We start from the raw sequence: 17,668 nt of genomic DNA, 5'->3' as shown, positions 1-17,668 counted from the left end.
GTTGTGGCGCTCTCGTGCGTACGTGCGTCCGTGCGCTCAGTCGGACATCCGCATAACCGACCCGTCTGAATGCACAAATTGCACCTTCAGGCGGAGGAGCTAGCCGGTTGTCCGTCTGAAGGCACCAGCTCAGACGGCGGCGACAGAACTACCGGCGCGCGTGCCATCGCGCCAGGTCAGGTAGCCGCCGTCGAGGTTCACTGCGTCGTAGCCCATCTGACGTAAGAGGCGTGTGGCGGTGTTGCCGCGCTGGCCCACCTGGCAGTGCACGACGAGCTTGACCTTGGAGGGGAGTTCACTGGCTCGGGTCCGGAGTTCGTCCAGCGGAATGTTGATCGCGGGGGAACCCGCAACCTCGACCGTGCCGCCGGCGTGCTCGGCCGCGCTGCGGACGTCCACCACCACGGCGCCGTCGTGGCCAACCATCGCGTCGAGCTCATGCCACTGGACTGACGGCGAGTCGCCGTAGCGGCGGTTGTCCGCGATGTAGCCGAGCATGTTCACGGGGTCCTTGGCGGAGCCGTAGGCAGGTGCGTAGGCGAGCTCCAGGTCTGTAAGCTCCGAGGCACGGATTCCGCCCATCATCGCTGTTGCGATGACGTCGATGCGCTTGTCCGCACCGTCCTCGCCCACAGCCTGCGCCCCCAGAATCTGGTCGGTGTGAGAGTCGACTAGCAGCTTGAGAGCGAGTGGCGTCGCACCGGGGTAGTAGCCGGCGTGCTGGGCAGGGTGGGCGTGAATCACCTCGAAGTCGCGGCCCTCAGCGAGGAGGCGCCGCTCATTGCGTCCGGTGGTTGCCGCTGTGAGGCCGAAGACTCCGACGACAGCGGTGCCGATCGACGCGCGCATCGGCGCCTCGCGACCGGCGATGACGTCCGCGACGTGGCGGCCGTGGCGGTTTGCGAGGTTGGCCAACGGAATCAGCGTGGTTGCCTCGATAGCGCCTAGCGCGTCTCGCTTGGATGCCGCGTCTCCCACCGCGAAAACATCTGGCGCTCTAGTGCGCAGGTTTTCGTCCACGAGGATGCCGCCCTGGGGGCTCAACTCGAGCCCTGCAGCCCTCGCAAGGGAGGTTTCTGGACGCACTCCGATGGCGGCAATCACGACATCTGCGGGAATTTGCTGCTCGCCACAGGGCCCAAGGACCGTGGCTGTTGTAGCGCCCAATCTTGTGACTTGCGCCGATGTATGGATAGTCACGCCGTTCGCTGCCATCCGGTCCCGGACGCGTATGGCCATCTCGGCATCGAGAGGGGCAAGTACCTGAGGTGCGAGTTCGACAACGGTGACGCCGATGCCGCGGTGGCTGAGGTTCTCGGCCACCTCCAGTCCCACGAATCCGGCGCCGATGACAACCGCGCTGCGGGCGTTCGGCAGCTGAGCGACGAGCGCGTCTACATCGCTTACGTCACGCAGGGTAAGCGCCTGCTCAATGCCTGGGATGGGAGGGAGGATGGGGCTTGCCCCCGGGCTGAGGACGAGCGAGTCGTAATCCTCGGTGTAGGTATCCCCGGTGGCGACTGCAATGGTGACCGACTTTGCTGCAGTGTCGATGGCGGTGACGCGCTCGCGGGTGCGCACGTCGAGACGGAAGCGCGCGTGGAGTGACTCGGGGGTCTGAAGCAGTAGTGCATCTCTTTCGGTGATCACTCCGCCGGCGTAGTAGGGCAGCCCACAGTTTGCGTAGGAGACGTGCTCGCCTGCCTCGACCACGATGATCTCTGCGGATTCGTCTAGGCGGCGAAGCCTGGTGGCCGCTGACATTCCGGCGGCGACTCCGCCCACGATGATGACCTTCACTTGGTTTCCTTACGTTCTGAGGTTGCTGCACTTGCTCCGACTATACCCCCCGGGGTATATTTAGTCGAGCCGAGATTCCAACCTAGAAGGAGTAGATGATGTGTAGCCCGATGAACTGCAAGAAGTGCGGCAAGACCACGTGGACTGGCTGCGGCCAGCATGTCGATAGTGTGATGAAGAACGTTCCGGCGTCTCAGCGGTGTCAGGGCCACGAAGGTGAGAAGTCTGACTCGCTGTTGGCGCGGATCTTCGGCCGCGCATGACCCAAGGCGCCGGAGCGCGAGGGCGTACCGGCCGTATTCACAACCTGGAGAGTGGACAGATGGAACTCGATGCAGAGCAGATGCGGAAGGTCAGCAATAGGCTCAAGCGCGCCCAGGGTCAGCTCGCCGGAGTGATCCGCAGAGTCGACGAGGGTGGCGAGTGCGAGGACATCGTGATTCAACTCGCGGCGGTGTCCAAGGCGCTAGACCGCGCCGGGTTCGCCGTGATGTCCGCGGGCATTCAGGAATGCATGACCGAGAACGATGCTGAGGCTAGGCAGGAGAACATGGCTCGCCTCGAGAAGGTGTTCATGGCGCTGGCCTAACTGTCCGCCGCCTCCTCGAAGGCGCGGCGCGGCTCGCTGATCCGCCCCATCGAGACTAGGTCGCGGCGGAAGAACACCGCCGTGGTCCAGTCAAGGATCACGCGCGCCTTGCGGTTCACGGTGGGAATCTGGGACATGTGATAGGTCCGGTGCGCGAACCAGGCGGGCCAGCCGCGTAGCTTCACGCCCATGATGTTGGCGACGCCCTCGTTGAGTCCGAGTGACGCGACCATGCCCAGGTTCCTGTGCTTGTACTCGCGCAGTTGCTTGCCGTCGATGCTGCGGGCGATGTTGTCGCCGAGCACGCGCGCCTGGCGCACCGCGTGCTGGGCGGTGGGGGCACACCACGCAGGCTGCTCCTTGGTGAGGTCCGGGATCTGCGCGCAGTCGCCCGCGGCCCATACTCCGTCCAGCGCCTCACCGTCCTCGGTAGCGACCTGCAGCGTCGGCAAGGTGTTGACGTGACCCTTGGGACCCAGCGGCAGATCCGAGTCCGCGAGCACGGGAGAGGGCTTGACGCCCGCGGTCCACACCAGGGTGTCGGCCTCGAACTTCTGGCCATCAGACAACTCGATGTGGCCGTCTACGCAGCTGACCAACTTGGTTCCCAGGTAGACCTCCATGCCGCGGCCACGCAGTTCCTCGAGCGCATACTCGCCCATACCTTCGCCCATCTCCGGCAGGATGCCGTCGAGCATCTCGACCATGACGAATCGCAGGTCGTCGGCGCTGAGGTTGGGGAAGTCGCGCAGCGCGGCACGGGCCATGTCCTCGGTCTCCGCGAACGCTTCGACGCCGGCGAATCCACCGCCAACGAACACAAAGGTGAGCAGTCGCCGGCGCAAATCAGCATCGTCCGTCGAGGCGGCGCGCGCGAGTCGGCCCAGCACCCGGTTCCTCAGGTTGATGGCCTCTTCGATGTACTTGAAGCCCAGGCCGAACTCCTTGAGCCCCGGTATTGGCAGAGTGCGCGACACGGAGCCGAGCGCGAGCACCAGGTCGTCGTACGCGATGGACTTGTCATCCCCCACGTCGGACGTCACGTGCACGCGCTTGTCCTGGCTGCTAATCCCGGTGATCTTTCCTTGGATGACGCGGACGCCCTCCAGCTCGCGACGCAGTGGAACTACGGCGTGACGCGGCTCGATGGAGCCTGCCGCGGCCTCGGGAAGGAACGGCTGGTACGTCATGTACGCGCGGCGGTCCACCACGATGATCTTGGCCTTGCGACCAGCGTGACGGCGTAGCGCCAGCGCGGTATACAGTCCGACGTAGCCGCCGCCCAGAATTAGAATCCTCTTACGCTTCATGTGTTGCCTCCATTGGGGGCAACCGGGCGCGGGGTCATTTCCTTCCCTGAGTCGGGAGCGCGCGGAGGCTACTTGTGGTCGCCCACCATGGTGGTCACGTCGAGGTACTCGTCCAGTTGTGCCTCGGTGAGCTCGCCGCGCTCCACATATCCCAGCGCAATGGTCGCCTCACGCACGGTCAGACCCTGCTTGACGGCGTGTTTAGCGATCTTCGCAGCGTTCTCATAGCCGATGAGGCGGTTCAGCGGGGTGACGATGCTGGGGGAGGCCTCAGCAAGGAAGCGCGCACGCTCAACATTCGCCGTAATGCCGTCCACCGTGGTCGTGGCGAGCAGCTCGGAGGCGTTGCCCAGCAGGCGCATGGACTCGAGCACTCCGAGTGCCATGACCGGAATCTGCACATTGAGTTCAAACGAACCGGAGGCGCCGGCCCACGCGACGGTGGCGTCGTTGCCGATGACCCGGGCGCACACCATGAGTGTCGCCTCGGGAATGACCGGGTTGACCTTGCCGGGCATGATCGAGGATCCGGGCTGCAGGTCGGGCAGGGCGATCTCGCCCAGGCCGGTGTTGGGGCCGGAGCCCATCCAGCGCAGGTCGTTGCAGATTTTGGTCAGCGAGACCGCGATGGTCTTCAGCGCTCCGGACACCTCCACCAGGCCGTCGCGAGCGGACTGCGCCTCGAAGTGGTTGCGTGCCTCCGTGATGGGCAGGCCGGTGTCCTCTGCAAGCAAAGCGATGACGCGCTGCGGGAAGCCCTTAGGCGTGTTGATGCCGGTGCCCACGGCGGTGCCGCCCTGCGGAACCTCGGCGACGCGGGGCAGCGCAGCCTGCAGCCGCTCGATTCCGTAGCGGATCGCGGCCGCGTAGCCACCAAACTCCTGGCCGAGCGTCACGGGCGTTGCGTCCATGAGGTGCGTGCGGCCTGACTTATAGACCTCCGCGAACTCGACGGCTTTGGCCTCGAGCGAGGCGGCGAGCGTCTCGAGTTTGGGAGTCAGGTCGTTGACGAGGGTCGACGTCGCGGCCACGTGCACCGAGGTGGGGAACACGTCGTTGCTGGACTGCGAGCAGTTCACGTGATCGTTGGGGTGGACGTCCTTGCCCAGCTCGCGCGTGGCGAGCGTCGCGATGACCTCGTTGGTGTTCATGTTCGACGACGTGCCCGAACCGGTCTGGAAGACGTCGATGGGGAAGTGGTCGTCGAACTGCCCAGCCGCTACGGCATCGGCCGCGGAGACGATCGCGTCGGCAATGTCCTGGTCCAGCACGCCCAGCTCGGCGTTGGCGCGGGCGGCGGCCTTCTTCACTCGCGCGAGGGCCTCGATGTGGCGTCGCTCAAGCGTGATTCCCGAGATGGGGAAGTTCTCCACGGCACGCTGGGTCTGCGCGCGGTAGAGGGCGGCGGCGGGTACTTTGACCTCGCCCATGGTGTCGTGTTCGATGCGGTAGTCGTCCATGCGTCCATTGTGTCAGGCGTGGACCGCGCGAGTGACTGTCAGCCTTCGCCGAGTTCCCAGATGGTGGGCGGGTTGGCGCCGGGACGGGAGACGGTGATTCCAGCGATGCGAGCGCAGCGGATCAAGATCTGCTCGAGCGCGGCGGTCTCGAGCGCATGGAGCTTGTCGCGGTGGCTTCCACCCAGCAGTCCGAAGTACCAGAGCCCATCAATCAGCCCGGCCATGAATGAGTCGCCAGCGCCCACAGTGTCCGCGACCGTGACCTTGGGGGCGGTGACGTCCAGCGTGCGCCCGTCGTGAATGAAGGCGCTCGCGCCCGAGCCGCCCCGCGTCAGGACGACAATGCTGGGTCCGCCCGATGCCGCCCAGGCTTGGGCGCTCGCGGTCGCGTCGCGCTCGGGGTAGAGCCATTCGAGATCCTCGTCGGAGACCTTGACGACGTCGGACAGGGCAACGGTGTCCTCGATCGCGGGCCTTGCCTCGTCAGGGGAACCCATGAGCGTGGGTCGCACATTGGGGTCGTAGGTGATGGTTGCGCCGTCGCGGTTTTCCGCGATGAGCCGGCGAACGTCCGCGGCCCCCGGGTGCATGACGGCGGCAATCGACCCGGTGTGGACCACCAGCGGGTCGATCCGGGGGCGGGCCTCGGGAGAAATCTCCCAGGCGAGGTCGAAGTTGTAGGTGGCCGCGCCATCGGCGTCGAGCGTTGCGGTGGCAACTGACGTGCGCGCCGCTGACTGTGAGCCGGGAACCAGGTGTACGCCCGAGGCCTCGACGTGGTCGCGCACGATAGCGCCGTTGTCGTCGAGTCCCATGAAGCACAGCAACTCGGCGTCGCGGCCCAGGCGACCCAGGCCGATCGCTACGTTCGCGGGTGATCCACCCGGGTGGGCACTCGTGGTGCCGTCCTGACGCACCACGACGTCGACGAGTGCCTCGCCGATCACCAGGGCGTGGATTGCGATGGGTGTGCGGGGGGCGTCAGTCATGAGCTTCTTCCGTGTCGGTCGCCTCAGCGAGAGATGAATCGTCCGCTTGGACTACCCCGATGACCCCAGCATCGGCCGAATCGGCGTCGCCGCGCGTCTCGGTGATGCGATCGCGTGCGCCATCGAGGAGATCCTGACAGCGGGCAGCCAGCGCCTCGCCTCGCTCCCACAGGCCCAGTGACTCGTCGAGGGTGGCGGAGCCGGTTTCCAACTTCGCTACGATTGCGATCAGTTCGTCGCGGGCGTCCTCGTAGCTGAGGGCGGCAACATCGTCCGTGGTATTTTTCACGACTTCCACGCTACCGCGTCATAACTAGCGGGGGTAGCCCTCTCACCTAGTACAGAGTCTTCTATTCACAATGAGGTGAAGGAACATGTTCAGCGAAAACTATTCACGGCAGACCGCCAATGCGAGTGCGAGCGGCGCCGTCCCAGACGAAATTTCCGAGGGTGAACTGGCCCAGCTCGCACGCTCTCCCGAGGCTAAGGTGCGCGCCACCGTTGCCGCCCGCACCAAGACTCCACTGACGTCGATCCTTCGTCTGCTGACCGACGAGTCGCCCGCCGTCCGCGCCGGCGTCGCCCGCAACGAGCGCCACGACATGCCCGTCGAAATTTGGGAAGACCTGGCCGGCGACAAGGCTCATGAGGTCATCGCGGCCCTGATCGCCAACCCCTCGGTACCTGACAAGGTCATCTCAAAGTTGGCTCGCCACCGTGGCAAGGACTACTCGGCCTCCGCACGCCAGCGCCTGTCCGCCTCGAAGGGCAAGTCCGGCATCCTCGGTATGGTGGGACTGGGTTCCAGGTAGGGATAGCGCGTCGCCGGCCTCCAAGCTGGCGTACGTGTCACAACGGCGTGACGCGTGCGTCTTACCTGGTAGTAGGCGTGTTATTGCTTCTTTCTAGTAGCAGGCTTCGTTGCGGCTGACTTCTTGGTCGTTGCCTTTTTTGCCGTGGGCTTTTGCGGTGAGGTGGGCTTCTTGCCGGCCGATGCATCGGCTGCTGTGACGGCGGCGAACTCGCCGCGGGCGACCCTGACGCTGACGTGCTGCCCCTCCGCAACCTCGGCGGCGTCGCGGACCACATCTCCGTTTGCGTCGCGCACCACCGCGTATCCGCGATCCAGCGTGGACTGCGGGCTCAATGCGCGCATGCTGGCGGCGAGCTCGCGGGTCTGGGCATCTGCTCGGCTCAAGATGTTGACGAGCGAGGCGCCCGCCGCGTGTCGAGCGCGCCCGAGCTGCTCCAAGTGAGGGGTGATGAGCGCGTGCGGGTTGCGTAGGACCGGGCGCGTGAGGAACGACTCGAGGCCGCGCGCCTCGCGGTCCAACTGAGTCTCGATCGCGGCGCGCATGAGCAACCGTGCTCGGGCGATGGCGCGTGCCTCCTCGGCGGCGTCGGGGACGATGCGTTTTCCGGCGTCCGTGGGGGTCGAGGCGCGATAGTCGGCCACCAGGTCCAGCAGCGGCGAGTCCTTCTCGTGCCCGATGGCGCTGACCAGGGGGGTGCGGCAAGCGGCAGCCGCGCGGATCATATTCTCGTCGCTGAACGGCAGGAGGTCCTCGAGCGAGCCGCCGCCGCGTGCGACCACAATGACGTCGACGTTGGGGTGAGAATCGAGCTCGGCGATGGCTGCGGTGGTCTCGGGGACGCATCGTGCGCCCTGAACAGTGACCCGACGAATCTCAAACTGGACCGACGGCCACCGGCGCTGCGCGTTCTCGATGACGTCGTGCTCCGCATCGCCCTGGTTGGCGCACACCAGGCCCACGAGCGTGGGGACGTAGGGGAGCGGGACCTTACGGTCCTCGGCGAATAGCCCCTCGGTGGCCAGGGCTTCTTTGAGCATTTCAATGCGGGCCAGCAGGTCACCAAGGCCCACGGTGCGGATCTGCTTGCCGGCCATCTGAAGGTCGCCGTTCTTGGTCCACCAGTCGGGCTTGGCGTGGATGACGACGCGGGCGCCGTCGGTGAGGTCGATTCCTAGCGCGTCGACCTCCTTGGCGGGGAGGGTGGCCTTGAGTGACATGTTCTCCTGGGTGTCGCGCAGGGTGAGGAACACCATGTGCTTCCAACGCTTGACGTTGAGCACCTGGCCCTCGATCCACACCGGGGACATCTTCGAGATGTAGGCGCCGATCTTGGGGGAGAGATGGCGCACCGGCCAAGGACTCTCGGGGGTGGTGTCCGCGGCAACGGTCGGCAGGATGACACTTCCTTGCGGGGCGCCGGGGACTTCCTTTGGCGACGTCAATCCCGCGCTCGACTCCGTGCCGGGAACGGACCCGCGGGTGGATGCGTTGCCTTGTTTGGACGGGCCCACGTGGGCCATGGAAGCTTCGGTCACGCCCCCTAGCGTGCCACGTAGGATGGAGAACATGCCCGACACCACTGAAAAGCGAGTCCTACTAGCCGCGCCGCGCGGATACTGTGCCGGCGTAGACCGGGCGGTGATCGCGGTCGAGAAGGCTCTCGAGCTGCACGGATCACCCATATATGTGCGCAAGGAGATCGTTCACAACAAGTATGTCGTGGAGACGCTTTCCGAACGCGGAGCGATTTTTGTGAACGAGACTGATGAGGTGCCGGAGGGCGCGCGCGTCGTGTTCTCGGCTCACGGAGTCTCGCCAGCGGTGCGTCAGGCAGCCGATGATCGAAACCTGCTATCCATCGACGCCACCTGCCCACTTGTCACCAAGGTGCACAAAGAAGCGGTGCGCTTTGCTCGCGAGGACCAGACCATTCTGCTTATTGGCCACGAGGGCCACGAGGAGGTTGAGGGCACCGCGGGTGAGGCTCCCGAGCACACCATCATCGTGAACTCGCCCGAGGAGGCGGACACGGTCGAGGTCCCGGATCCCGACAACGTCGTGTGGCTCTCGCAGACCACGCTGTCGGTGGACGAGACCATGGACACCGTGAAACGGCTTCGCGCTCGATTCCCCAAACTCCAGGATCCGCCCAGCGATGACATTTGCTACGCGACCCAGAACCGTCAGGTCGCCGTGAAGAAGCTCGCGCCCGAGTGCGATCTGGTGATCGTGGTCGGCTCCGCAAACTCCTCCAACTCGGTGCGGCTCGTTGAGGTGGCGCTGGAGTACGGAGCGCGCACCTCGTATCGCGTGGATCGCGCGACCGAGATCGACGAGGCGTGGTTCGAGGGTGTTTCTACGGTTGGTGTGACGTCTGGTGCTTCGGTGCCGGAGATTCTGGTGCGCGACGTGCTGGACCTGCTTGCTGGCCGCGGCTTCGACACGGTTGAAGAGGTTCGCACCGCGACCGAGGACCTGATGTTCTCGCTGCCTCGCGAGATTCGTGCGGATCTCAAGGAGAAGCAGGCAGAAAACGCGATGCGCGCCTAGCGGTCCCCCAACGTACGTATTGCGCACTGCAATTTTTCTAGCGGTCCGTGGCTGAGCGGGCGATGGCGTCTTCTTGTTCTAGGAATTCCTGGAACAAGGAAACTGAGGTCCCCGTCCAGCGACGTCGTCGAGGTGCCTACGTCCCGGTTCCACAAGAGGAGTGGACAGGGCGAGGCGTGTGGTGCCTGGTCGCGAGTCGCGGCGAGCCGTGTGCGGGGTTTGGAGCTCGCGGGAGGTCTAGGCGAAGTCGTTTGGTAGGACTGGCTCGGCGCGGCCCAGTCTTAACGGTGCAGACTTCTCCTGCACTGCGGAACTGGGGATGTCCACGGCACCTGCGTGCTCCGGGGGCCGGACAGTCGCTTGCTCCGTGAACTCCGGTGCTGACAGCGGCCGGATGTACTCCTCGGAGGGGATGCTGGGGGCGATCTCGGCGGAGATTGCCTGCATCTCGCCGAACTTGCGTGCACTCACTAGCACTCGCGACTCCATGGAGGCGACGGTCGCGTTGTAGGACCTGCTGGCGCTGTCGAGGGCTTTGCCGACCTTGGACAGGTGCCCACCCATCACGGATAGACGCTCGTACAGTTCCTTGCCGGTAGCGAGCACTTGCTGTGCGTTCTGGGCAAGGGTGTCCTCGCGCCAGGCGTGCGCCACTGTGCGCAGCATTGCGACGAGCGTGGTCGGAGTGGCGATCACCACATTCTTGCCGAAGGCGTACTCCTGTAGTGCCGGGTCCTGCTCGACGGCGGATTGGTAAAAGGCCTCTGACGGCAGGAACATCACCACAAATTCGGGCGCGGAGTCGAACTGGTCCCAGTATTTCTTGGCTGAGAGGTCGTCGACGTGCTTCTTGACGTGGCGCGCGTGCGCCACGAGGCGGTCGGCGCGCACTAGCTCGTCCTCAGTCTCAAATGCCTCGAGAAGGGCGGACAGCGCAACCTTGGAGTCCACCACGATGGTGCGCCCGCCGGCGAGCTTCACGGTCATGTCGGGGCGGAGGTTCTTGCCCTCGGAGTCGCGGACGTTTTCTTGCTCCTCGAAGTCCACATGCTGGACCATTCCGGCCAACTCGACCACGCGCCGCAACTGAACCTCGCCCCAGTTGCCTCGCACGTCAGAGCGCCGCAGCGTATTGATGAAGTCCGAAGTCTTCTTGTCGAGTTTTTCTGACGCAGCGACCATCTGGCGTACCTGCTCGCTGAGCGTGCTTTGGCCCTCCGCTCGGGCCTTGTCTGCCTCGGTGGTCTGGCGGCGCACATCGTCGAGCGCCTTGGCCATCGGCTCGACGAGTTGCTTGACGGACTCCTCGCGCTTGGCGAGCTCGGCATCGCTGACTTGCTGAGCTCGCTTGATGCGCTCGCCCGCGACCTCGAGAAACTGCTCGTTGTTTGACTTGAGCACATCGGAGGCAAGTGACTTGAATTGCTCCTTCAGCGCCGCCTGGTCAGCGGTCACTCGTGCGACGTATCTTTCGTGGTCGGCCCGGATTTCCCGTTCCCGCACCACGGAAGCATCTGCGACCTCGCGCACCCGCGCCTCGAGGGCGTCTGCTCGCGCGCGCTCAACGGCAGCCGCAGTCCGCAAACTTGAGTCGTCGGACCCACCCTGAGCTGCCCGCAAGGACGCAATCAGGAATCCGACGACGATGCCGACTATCAGGGCAAGTGAACCAACGATGACTTCGACCATGGGCTCACTGTGGCATGAGGGTCTGACACGTGTCGCATTGGCACTCTCAGGGGTGCAAAATCCACAAAATAGCCGGACAAAGCGGCCAAATGGATGTGACATTCATCACATTTGAGTCACGAAACCGGTACAAAGGGTTCTTCGAAATGCGTTTGTTACCTTCCGTTTCCTAGGCTTATCACACAGCGGAGAAACTCTCCGTGAGAATTCCGGTCGGTTATTCACCCCGAATCGACTTACCAGTGACGGCCCGCATCTGGGCTAACAGGAGGAAATATGAAGGTACGTAAGGCAGTCCTCGCAGGACTCGCTGCTACCGCAGTGGCAAGCCTCGTGCTTGCAGGTTGCTCGTCATCTGACGACACCGACAGCACGCCCACCTCGTCCACCGCCACGTCAGGCGACGCGATGGCCAGCGGCGGAGTCATCCGCACCAACGGTTCCGAGCCCGAGAACCCGCTGATCCCCACGGCCACCAACGAGACCGGCGGCGGCAAGATCCTCGACGCGATGTTCGCGGGACTCGTTTACTACGACGGCACTGGCGCCGCCCACAACGACCTCGCTGAGTCCATCACCCAGGTGGACCCGACCTCTTACGAGATCAAGATCAAGCCCGACCAGACGTTCACCAACGGTGAGCCCGTTGTCGCAAGCTCCTTTGTGGACGCTTGGAACTACGGCGCGCTCGCGAGCAACGCACAGAACTCCAGCTACTTCTTCGAGGACATCGAAGGCTTTAGCTATGACGAGGACAGCGAACTCACCGGACTCACGGTGGTCGACGACCTGACCTTCGACGTCAAGCTCAACAAGGAAGCCTCTGACTTCCCGTTGCGTCTGGGCTACTCGGCCTTCTACCCGCTTCCCGCATCTGCGTTTGAGGACATGGAAGCGTTCGGCGCCAACCCTGTCGGTAACGGCCCGTACATGCTTGCCGGCCCTGACGCTTGGCAGCACGACGTCCAGATTGAGCTCGTGACGAACCCGGACTACACCGGTGAGCGCAAGCCCGCAAACGATGGTCTGACCATCGTCTTCTACGCGACGCAGGACGCTGCTTACGCAGACCTCCTTGCTGGCCAGGTTGACGTCATCGACGGCATCCCGGACTCTTCACTGCAGACGTACGAGGCTGACCTCGGTGAGCGCGCTGTGAACCAGCCCGCCGCCATCTTCCAGTCCTTCACGATCCCGCAGTCCCTCGAGCACTTTGAGGGCGAAGAGGGCATGCTGCGTCGTCAGGCGCTGTCGATGGCCATCAACCGCGACGAGATCACCGACGTGATCTTCAACGGCACCCGTACCCCCGCGAGCGACTTCACGTCTCCCGTGATCGACGGTTGGTCCGACACCCTAGAGGGTGCAGAGGTTCTCGCATACAACCCCGACGAAGCTGTGAAGCTTTGGGCCGAGGCCGATGCGATGAGCCCCTGGGAAGGTACTTTCCAGATCGCTTACAACGCTGACGGCGGGCACGACGCCTGGGTTGACGCTGTGAACAACTCAATCAAGAACACCCTCGGCATCGAGGCATCGGGTAACCCCTACCCGACCTTCGGTGAATTCCGTACCGACGTGACGGACCGCACTATTGATACTGCGTTCCGTACCGGTTGGCAGGCGGACTACCCGGGTCTGTTCAACTTCCTCGGCCCGCTATACGCCACCAACGCTGGTTCCAACGATGGTGACTACTCGAACGCCGACTTCGACGCCCTTCTCCAGCAGGGAAACACTGCTGCGGACGCGGCTACTGCGAACGGCTTCTACCAGGACGCACAGGAGATCCTCCTCAAGGACCTTCCTGCGGTCCCGCTTTGGTACTCCAACGTCAACGGCGGCTACGCCGAAGGCGTGAACAACGTGCAGTTCGGATGGAACTCCGTCCCGCTGTACTACGAGATCACCAAGGGCTAGTCATGAGAACGGCCCGCCTCCCCATCGTGGTGAGGCGGGCCGTTCTGACGCCCGCTTGCTACAACTTGTGTGAGCGCTAAGCGCCCTACACGTAGTCACGACGTAACTGCCCTGCCGCGACCTAGCGGTGTGACGCGCGGTAATGTCGGTTTAGACTTTTCACACTGTTCTCAACATTCAACGAAGAAACGAGGCGCGCACTTGCTGACGTACATCCTTCGTCGCGTGCTTCAAGCGATCCCTGTATTTTTTGGCACGACTTTCCTGATCTACTTCATGGTCTTTGCTATGCCTGGCGACCCCATTGCTGGACTGTTCGGTGACAAGACACCGAACCCGGCGGTAGCCGACGCTTTGCGTGCGCAGTTCAACCTGGACCAGCCGTTCATCATGCAGTACCTCCTGTACATGAAGGACTTTTTCACCGGCAACTTGGGTGTCACGTTCTCTGGCCAGCAAGTGAGTGATGTGTTGGCACGGGCGTTCCCCGTCACCCTCAAGCTCGTCCTCATGGCCGTGGTGCTCGAGTTCATCTTGTCCGTCGTGATCGGTCTCATCTCAGGTCTTCGTAAGGGCAAGTTCTTTGACAACATCAGCCTGGTTGTCGCGTTGGTACTCAGTTCGGTCCCAGTGTTCGTCGCGATGTTCGTGGCGCAATACTTTGTCGGTATTAAGTGGGGGCTGGCGCCGGTAACGGTTGGTGCCGACACCACCTGGGGGGCGATGTTCCTCCCCGCTGCGGTGATCGCCCTAACCGTGTATGTCACCGGGATGAGGTTGATGCGCGGCTCGGTGATTGAGTCACGACAGGCTGACTACGTCCGCACCGCTTATGCGAAAGGTCTGACGCACAAGCGCATAGTTCCGGTGCATATTGCCCGCAACTCACTCATTCCCGTGATCACTAACACCGCCGCTAGTTTTGGCGCGCTGATCGCCGGTACTACCGTGACGGAGGGAATCTTTAACATCCCCGGAATCGGTCAGGTGCTCTACCAGGCCATCACGCAGAGCGAAGTGCCCACCGTGGTCACGTTCGTCACGATCCTGACTGTGATCTATGTGATCGTCAACATCCTCGTCGATCTTCTGTACGCCGTCCTCGACCCAAGGATTCGCTATGTCTAACCGTTCATCTGAGCATTACGTCGCGCCCATTGAGGACGCGAATGTCGAGGTAGACGCGCTCAAGCTCAAGGAGCGCAAGAGCAATCTGTGGCTCGACGCGTGGCGTGACCTCCGCCGGCGCCCGCTGTTCTACGCGGCGGTCGCGATGGTGTTACTCGTCACCGTCATGGCTTTGTGGCCCACCCTGTTCACTGATGTCCCGCCTAACTCGGACTGTTCACTGTCGAACAGCAATGGTGGCGCGGTTGCTGGTCACCCGATGGGGTTCACCCGTCAAGGATGTGACATCTATGCCCGTGTGGTGTGGGGCGCGCGCACGTCGCTCGCCGTTGGTGTGCTTGTCGTCGCCATTACCGCCGTGATCGGTATTCCGATGGGTGCGATCGCTGGCTTCTTTGGGGGCAAGATCGACTCGTTCCTCTCACGCATTGGCGACATCTTCTTCTCCATCCCTTACTTCCTCGCGGCAGTCGTCGTCATGTCGGTCCTGTCGGACCTGCGTAGCGTCTGGACCATCGCGCTTGCGATCGGTGGTTTCGCATGGGCCTCTCTGGCTCGCATTTTGCGGGCCGAGATTCTTCAGGTGAAGAACAGCGACTACATCATGGCTTCAGAGGCCGTGGGTCGGGGGCGGATGTCCACGCTGATGCGTCACGCGCTACCTAACTCGCTTACGCCAGTGATTGTGACACTGACTATTGCGCTGGGCGCAGCCATTGTTGCGGAGGCGACTCTGAGCTTCCTCGGCGTTGGGCTCGGCGATACCGTCATGTCCTGGGGTAACGACATCTCCAAGGCGCAGACGTCGATCCGCACCGCTCCCATGTCACTCGTGTGGCCATCCCTTGCGCTGACTCTCACCGTGCTCGCGTTCATCGTGCTTGGTGAGCTCATTAGAGATGCGCTTGACCCGAAGGCGAGGGCACGTCGATGAGCGACTCACCAGTGACCGCGGTAGACCTGAATCAAGATACGGATGTCCTCGTGCACGACAGCCACAATGTCGACCCGAACAAGCCGTTGGTAGAAATCCGCGACCTCGCGATCGGGTTCACGACGCAGGGCGGCGTTGTCGAGGCGCTCAAGGGCGTGTCTTTCGACATCTTCCCCGGCGAGACCGTCGCTATTGTGGGCGAGTCGGGTTCCGGCAAGTCAACGACGGCGCACGGCATCATTAACCTGCTTCCGGAGAACGGCAAGATCACCGGCGGTAGCGTGAAGTTCGAGGGTAAGGACCTCGCGCACGCCAAGAAGTCCGAGCTCTACAAGGTGCGCGGACGTGATATCGGATTCGTGCCTCAGGACCCGATGTCCAACCTCAACCCTGTCTGGTCGGTTGGCTTCCAGGTTCGCGAAGCGGTGAAGGCCAACGGTCTCGCCACGAATAAAAAGGATGTGAACGCCCGCGCCATTGAGGTGCTCAAGGAGGCTGGGCTCGCGGATGCAGAGCGCCGTATGGCTCAATACCCGCACCAGTTCTCGGGCGGAATGCGTCAGCGCGTGCTGATCGGCATCGGCCTCGCAGCCAACCCTAAATTGCTGATCGCGGATGAGCCGACTTCCGCACTCGATGTGACCGTGCAGCGTGTGATCCTCGACCACCTCGAGGCCCTCACACGTGAGCGCAACACGGCGTTGCTGTTGATCACTCACGACCTGGGTCTGGCAGCTGAGCGCGCCACCAAGCTCATTGTGATGTACCAGGGCAAGATCGTCGAGGCTGGCCCCAGCCTAAAGATCCTGCAGGATCCCCAGCACCCGTACACCAAGCGCCTTATTGCGTCGGCGCCGTCGCTCGCGTCGCAGCGCATTTCCGGCACCCACGTTGATCACGTGGGCGGGGAGGAGGCCGGCATCGATGTCGCGGATCTCGCGGCCAAGCACGAGCGCGCCAAGGCTAACCAGGCGGCCACGCCAGTGGTCGAGGTTAAGGATCTCACCAAGATCTACTCGATCCGCAAGGGCAACTTCAAGTCTGAGCCGCTGCGCGCAGTGGACAACATTTCATTCAAGATTCCCAAGGGCAGCACGCTCGCCCTGGTGGGGGAGTCGGGCTCGGGCAAGACGACGGCCGCCAAGATGGTGCTGGGACTCGAGAAGCCGACAAGTGGTGACATCTTCCTCGATGGCACCAACCTGGCGGGCGCCTCGCGCAGCGAGCTCTTCAAGGTTCGTCGCAAGATGCAGCCGGTGTTCCAGGATCCGTACGGCTCGCTTGACCCGCAGCGCTCCATCGGAGCGATCATCGGTGAGCCGCTCAAGGTGCATAAGGTGGGGGACAACGCCTCGCGAGACGCCCGCATCAAGGAGCTTCTCGATCAGGTTTCGCTTCCTACGGCAGTGGCTAAGCGCTACCCCAATGAGCTGTCCGGCGGTCAGCGTCAGCGTGTGGCAATTGCTCGCGCTTTGGCGCTCAAGCCGGAGATTGTGGTGCTCGATGAGGCGGTTTCCGCCCTCGACGTGCTCGTTCAGGCGCAAATCCTGCAACTTCTCGCTGACTTGCAGTCCGACCTCGACCTCACCTACCTGTTCATCACACACGATCTCGCAGTAGTGCGTGTGGTGGCGGACGAGATCGCAGTCATGGAGCAGGGAAAGATCGTCGAGTCCGGCACCGCTGATGAAATCTTCAGCAACGCTCAGACCGAGTACACCCAGAAGCTGCTGGAGGCTATTCCCGGCGCCGGCATCGAGTGGGGCGACGTCTAGGCGGTCGCGCTAGAAGCTAAAGGCGAACAGTCCCAGCCCTGCGACCAGCACGGCTATCGACAGCCAGTTGGGTCGGCGAGTAATCGCCCTCCCGCTGGCTGTCGCCGTTTGCGGCGACAGGATATTTTCTGCGCCCGATGCCTGGGTGACCTGTCTACCCAAGCCGGCCGATGCATCGGCCGGCTGGGCCGTGGCGCTTACCGAAGGCGTGGTGTCCGCCATCTTCCAGGCTTGATATGCGTCATCGACCAAGTGTGCTGCCGCGCCGGAGGCGGTGTCGGAAGACGTGCTTGGGCCGCCTTCGTAGATGATGGACGCGATGTCTGGGTCGACGTGGTCACGGTGCTTGGTGACCGTTCGCGACTTCATGGCCCCGGGGGCGGGAGCGGCGAAGGCCGTGGCCTTGGAAGAGTCGTCCGCCCGCAACTCGAGCGCCCAACGGGTGCTGATTGACGAGAGGCGGGCGAAGGGGGCCTCGGCGATGGTGAGCACGTTGACCAACACCACGCGGTCGTCGTAGACGTCGACGCTGGGTCGGAAGTACGCGGCGAAGGCGAGTGCCGCCAGGGCCGCGAGGAATCCGAGCGCTGGGCGGGCTTCGTACCAGCCGCCGCCAATCAGAACCATGATGCCGATGACGGCGCATGCACCCATGACGATGCTGGAGTAGATGAGCGAGGAGCGGGCCCGGAACTGTTTCATGCAGTCA

Annotated in this window: 16 protein-coding genes; 8 read left to right on the top strand and 8 right to left on the bottom strand. The window is 63.4% G+C overall.

Annotation, left to right across the window (positions count from 1 at the left end):
* Positions 1-129 precede the first annotated feature (129 nt).
* On the bottom strand, positions 130-1,800 hold the full coding sequence (locus AOP77_RS02820) for an FAD-dependent oxidoreductase (protein WP_084622212.1): 1,671 nt from the start codon (positions 1,798-1,800) through the stop codon (positions 130-132).
* Between the two features lie 95 nt (positions 1,801-1,895).
* Here AOP77_RS02820 and AOP77_RS12650 point away from each other — a divergent pair, with 95 nt between their 5' ends.
* Positions 1,896-2,063 (top strand): DUF8730 family Cys-rich protein, encoded by a 168-nt coding sequence (locus AOP77_RS12650; RefSeq protein WP_500778284.1) that lies wholly within the window; start codon positions 1,896-1,898, stop codon positions 2,061-2,063.
* A gap of 59 nt (positions 2,064-2,122) precedes the next feature.
* A complete protein-coding gene (locus AOP77_RS02815) occupies positions 2,123-2,389 on the top strand; it encodes a metal-sensitive transcriptional regulator (RefSeq protein ID WP_061963821.1) in 267 nt (88 codons plus the stop codon).
* On the opposite strand, the gene AOP77_RS02810 is transcribed toward AOP77_RS02815, so the two are convergent.
* The 4 genes from AOP77_RS02810 to AOP77_RS12065 form a co-directional block, all read right to left on the bottom strand.
* The gene (locus AOP77_RS02810) at positions 2,386-3,699 is read right to left on the bottom strand and encodes an NAD(P)/FAD-dependent oxidoreductase (RefSeq protein ID WP_061963823.1); all 1,314 of its coding nucleotides are present in this window, start codon (positions 3,697-3,699) and stop codon (positions 2,386-2,388) included. The genes AOP77_RS02815 and AOP77_RS02810 overlap by 4 nt on opposite strands.
* A gap of 68 nt (positions 3,700-3,767) precedes the next feature.
* On the bottom strand, positions 3,768-5,159 hold the full coding sequence (locus tag AOP77_RS02805) for a class II fumarate hydratase (RefSeq protein ID WP_061963825.1): 1,392 nt from the start codon (positions 5,157-5,159) through the stop codon (positions 3,768-3,770).
* 38 nt (positions 5,160-5,197) lie between these two features.
* A complete protein-coding gene (locus AOP77_RS02800) occupies positions 5,198-6,148 on the bottom strand; it encodes a carbohydrate kinase family protein (RefSeq protein ID WP_062209079.1) in 951 nt (316 codons plus the stop codon).
* Positions 6,141-6,437 (bottom strand): exodeoxyribonuclease VII small subunit, encoded by a 297-nt coding sequence (locus AOP77_RS12065; RefSeq protein ID WP_084622408.1) that lies wholly within the window; start codon positions 6,435-6,437, stop codon positions 6,141-6,143. Before AOP77_RS12065 ends, AOP77_RS02800 begins: the two co-directional genes overlap by 8 nt.
* Before the next feature lie 85 nt (positions 6,438-6,522).
* Between AOP77_RS12065 and AOP77_RS02790 the strand changes: the two genes are divergently transcribed.
* Entirely contained in the window at positions 6,523-6,960 is a 438-nt protein-coding gene (locus tag AOP77_RS02790) for a hypothetical protein (protein ID WP_061963829.1), read from the top strand.
* Between the two features lie 80 nt (positions 6,961-7,040).
* Here AOP77_RS02790 and xseA read toward each other — a convergent pair whose 3' ends face one another.
* Positions 7,041-8,498, bottom strand: a complete 1,458-nt coding sequence (gene xseA / locus AOP77_RS02785; protein WP_236685737.1) for an exodeoxyribonuclease VII large subunit — start codon at positions 8,496-8,498, stop codon at positions 7,041-7,043.
* A 31-nt stretch (positions 8,499-8,529) separates the two neighbouring features.
* Between xseA and AOP77_RS02780 the strand changes: the two genes are divergently transcribed.
* A complete protein-coding gene (locus AOP77_RS02780) occupies positions 8,530-9,513 on the top strand; it encodes a 4-hydroxy-3-methylbut-2-enyl diphosphate reductase (protein ID WP_236685736.1) in 984 nt (327 codons plus the stop codon).
* A 237-nt stretch (positions 9,514-9,750) separates the two neighbouring features.
* Here the strand turns inward: AOP77_RS02780 and AOP77_RS02775 are convergent, their stop codons facing one another.
* Complete coding sequence (locus tag AOP77_RS02775; protein WP_062209072.1) at positions 9,751-11,202, bottom strand: DNA recombination protein RmuC; 1,452 nt, start codon at positions 11,200-11,202, stop codon at positions 9,751-9,753.
* 276 nt (positions 11,203-11,478) lie between these two features.
* Between AOP77_RS02775 and AOP77_RS02770 the strand changes: the two genes are divergently transcribed.
* The 4 genes from AOP77_RS02770 (at position 11,479) to AOP77_RS02755 (ending at position 16,959) form a co-directional block, all read left to right on the top strand.
* Entirely contained in the window at positions 11,479-13,122 is a 1,644-nt protein-coding gene (locus AOP77_RS02770) for a peptide ABC transporter substrate-binding protein (RefSeq protein WP_062209070.1), read from the top strand.
* A 201-nt stretch (positions 13,123-13,323) separates the two neighbouring features.
* A complete protein-coding gene (locus tag AOP77_RS02765) occupies positions 13,324-14,250 on the top strand; it encodes an ABC transporter permease (RefSeq protein ID WP_061963835.1) in 927 nt (308 codons plus the stop codon).
* Positions 14,243-15,184: an ABC transporter permease gene (locus AOP77_RS02760; RefSeq protein ID WP_062209067.1), complete on the top strand. Its 942-nt coding sequence runs from the start codon at positions 14,243-14,245 to the stop codon at positions 15,182-15,184. Before AOP77_RS02765 ends, AOP77_RS02760 begins: the two co-directional genes overlap by 8 nt.
* Positions 15,181-16,959, top strand: coding sequence for an ABC transporter ATP-binding protein (locus tag AOP77_RS02755; protein ID WP_084622206.1), 1,779 nt, complete (start codon positions 15,181-15,183; stop codon positions 16,957-16,959). Before AOP77_RS02760 ends, AOP77_RS02755 begins: the two co-directional genes overlap by 4 nt.
* Before the next feature lie 9 nt (positions 16,960-16,968).
* Here AOP77_RS02755 and AOP77_RS02750 read toward each other — a convergent pair whose 3' ends face one another.
* Positions 16,969-17,661, bottom strand: coding sequence for a hypothetical protein (locus tag AOP77_RS02750; RefSeq protein ID WP_062209064.1), 693 nt, complete (start codon positions 17,659-17,661; stop codon positions 16,969-16,971).
* Between the last annotated feature and the right edge of the window lie 7 nt (positions 17,662-17,668).

It is taken from the genome of Demequina oxidasica (assembly GCF_000975115.1).
Lineage (GTDB): Bacteria > Actinomycetota > Actinomycetes > Actinomycetales > Demequinaceae > Demequina > Demequina oxidasica.
Note: the sequence above shows the minus strand (reverse complement) of the source record. Positions and strands in the feature narration are given on the sequence as shown.

Bases quoted from the DNA above. Each gene is read 5' to 3' on its own strand.
- AOP77_RS12650 (WP_500778284.1), top strand. From the start codon at position 1,896: ATGATGTGTAGCCCGATGAACTGCAAGAAGTGCGGCAAGACCACGTGG.
- AOP77_RS02815 (WP_061963821.1), top strand. From the start codon at position 2,123: ATGGAACTCGATGCAGAGCAGATGCGGAAGGTCAGCAATAGGCTCAAG.
- AOP77_RS02810 (WP_061963823.1), bottom strand. From the start codon at position 3,699: ATGAAGCGTAAGAGGATTCTAATTCTGGGCGGCGGCTACGTCGGACTG.
- AOP77_RS02805 (WP_061963825.1), bottom strand. From the start codon at position 5,159: ATGGACGACTACCGCATCGAACACGACACCATGGGCGAGGTCAAAGTA.
- AOP77_RS02800 (WP_062209079.1), bottom strand. From the start codon at position 6,148: ATGACTGACGCCCCCCGCACACCCATCGCAATCCACGCCCTGGTGATC.
- AOP77_RS02790 (WP_061963829.1), top strand. From the start codon at position 6,523: ATGTTCAGCGAAAACTATTCACGGCAGACCGCCAATGCGAGTGCGAGC.
- AOP77_RS02780 (WP_236685736.1), top strand. From the start codon at position 8,530: ATGCCCGACACCACTGAAAAGCGAGTCCTACTAGCCGCGCCGCGCGGA.
- AOP77_RS02775 (WP_062209072.1), bottom strand. From the start codon at position 11,202: ATGGTCGAAGTCATCGTTGGTTCACTTGCCCTGATAGTCGGCATCGTC.
- AOP77_RS02770 (WP_062209070.1), top strand. From the start codon at position 11,479: ATGAAGGTACGTAAGGCAGTCCTCGCAGGACTCGCTGCTACCGCAGTG.
- AOP77_RS02760 (WP_062209067.1), top strand. From the start codon at position 14,243: ATGTCTAACCGTTCATCTGAGCATTACGTCGCGCCCATTGAGGACGCG.
- AOP77_RS02755 (WP_084622206.1), top strand. From the start codon at position 15,181: ATGAGCGACTCACCAGTGACCGCGGTAGACCTGAATCAAGATACGGAT.
- AOP77_RS02750 (WP_062209064.1), bottom strand. From the start codon at position 17,661: ATGAAACAGTTCCGGGCCCGCTCCTCGCTCATCTACTCCAGCATCGTC.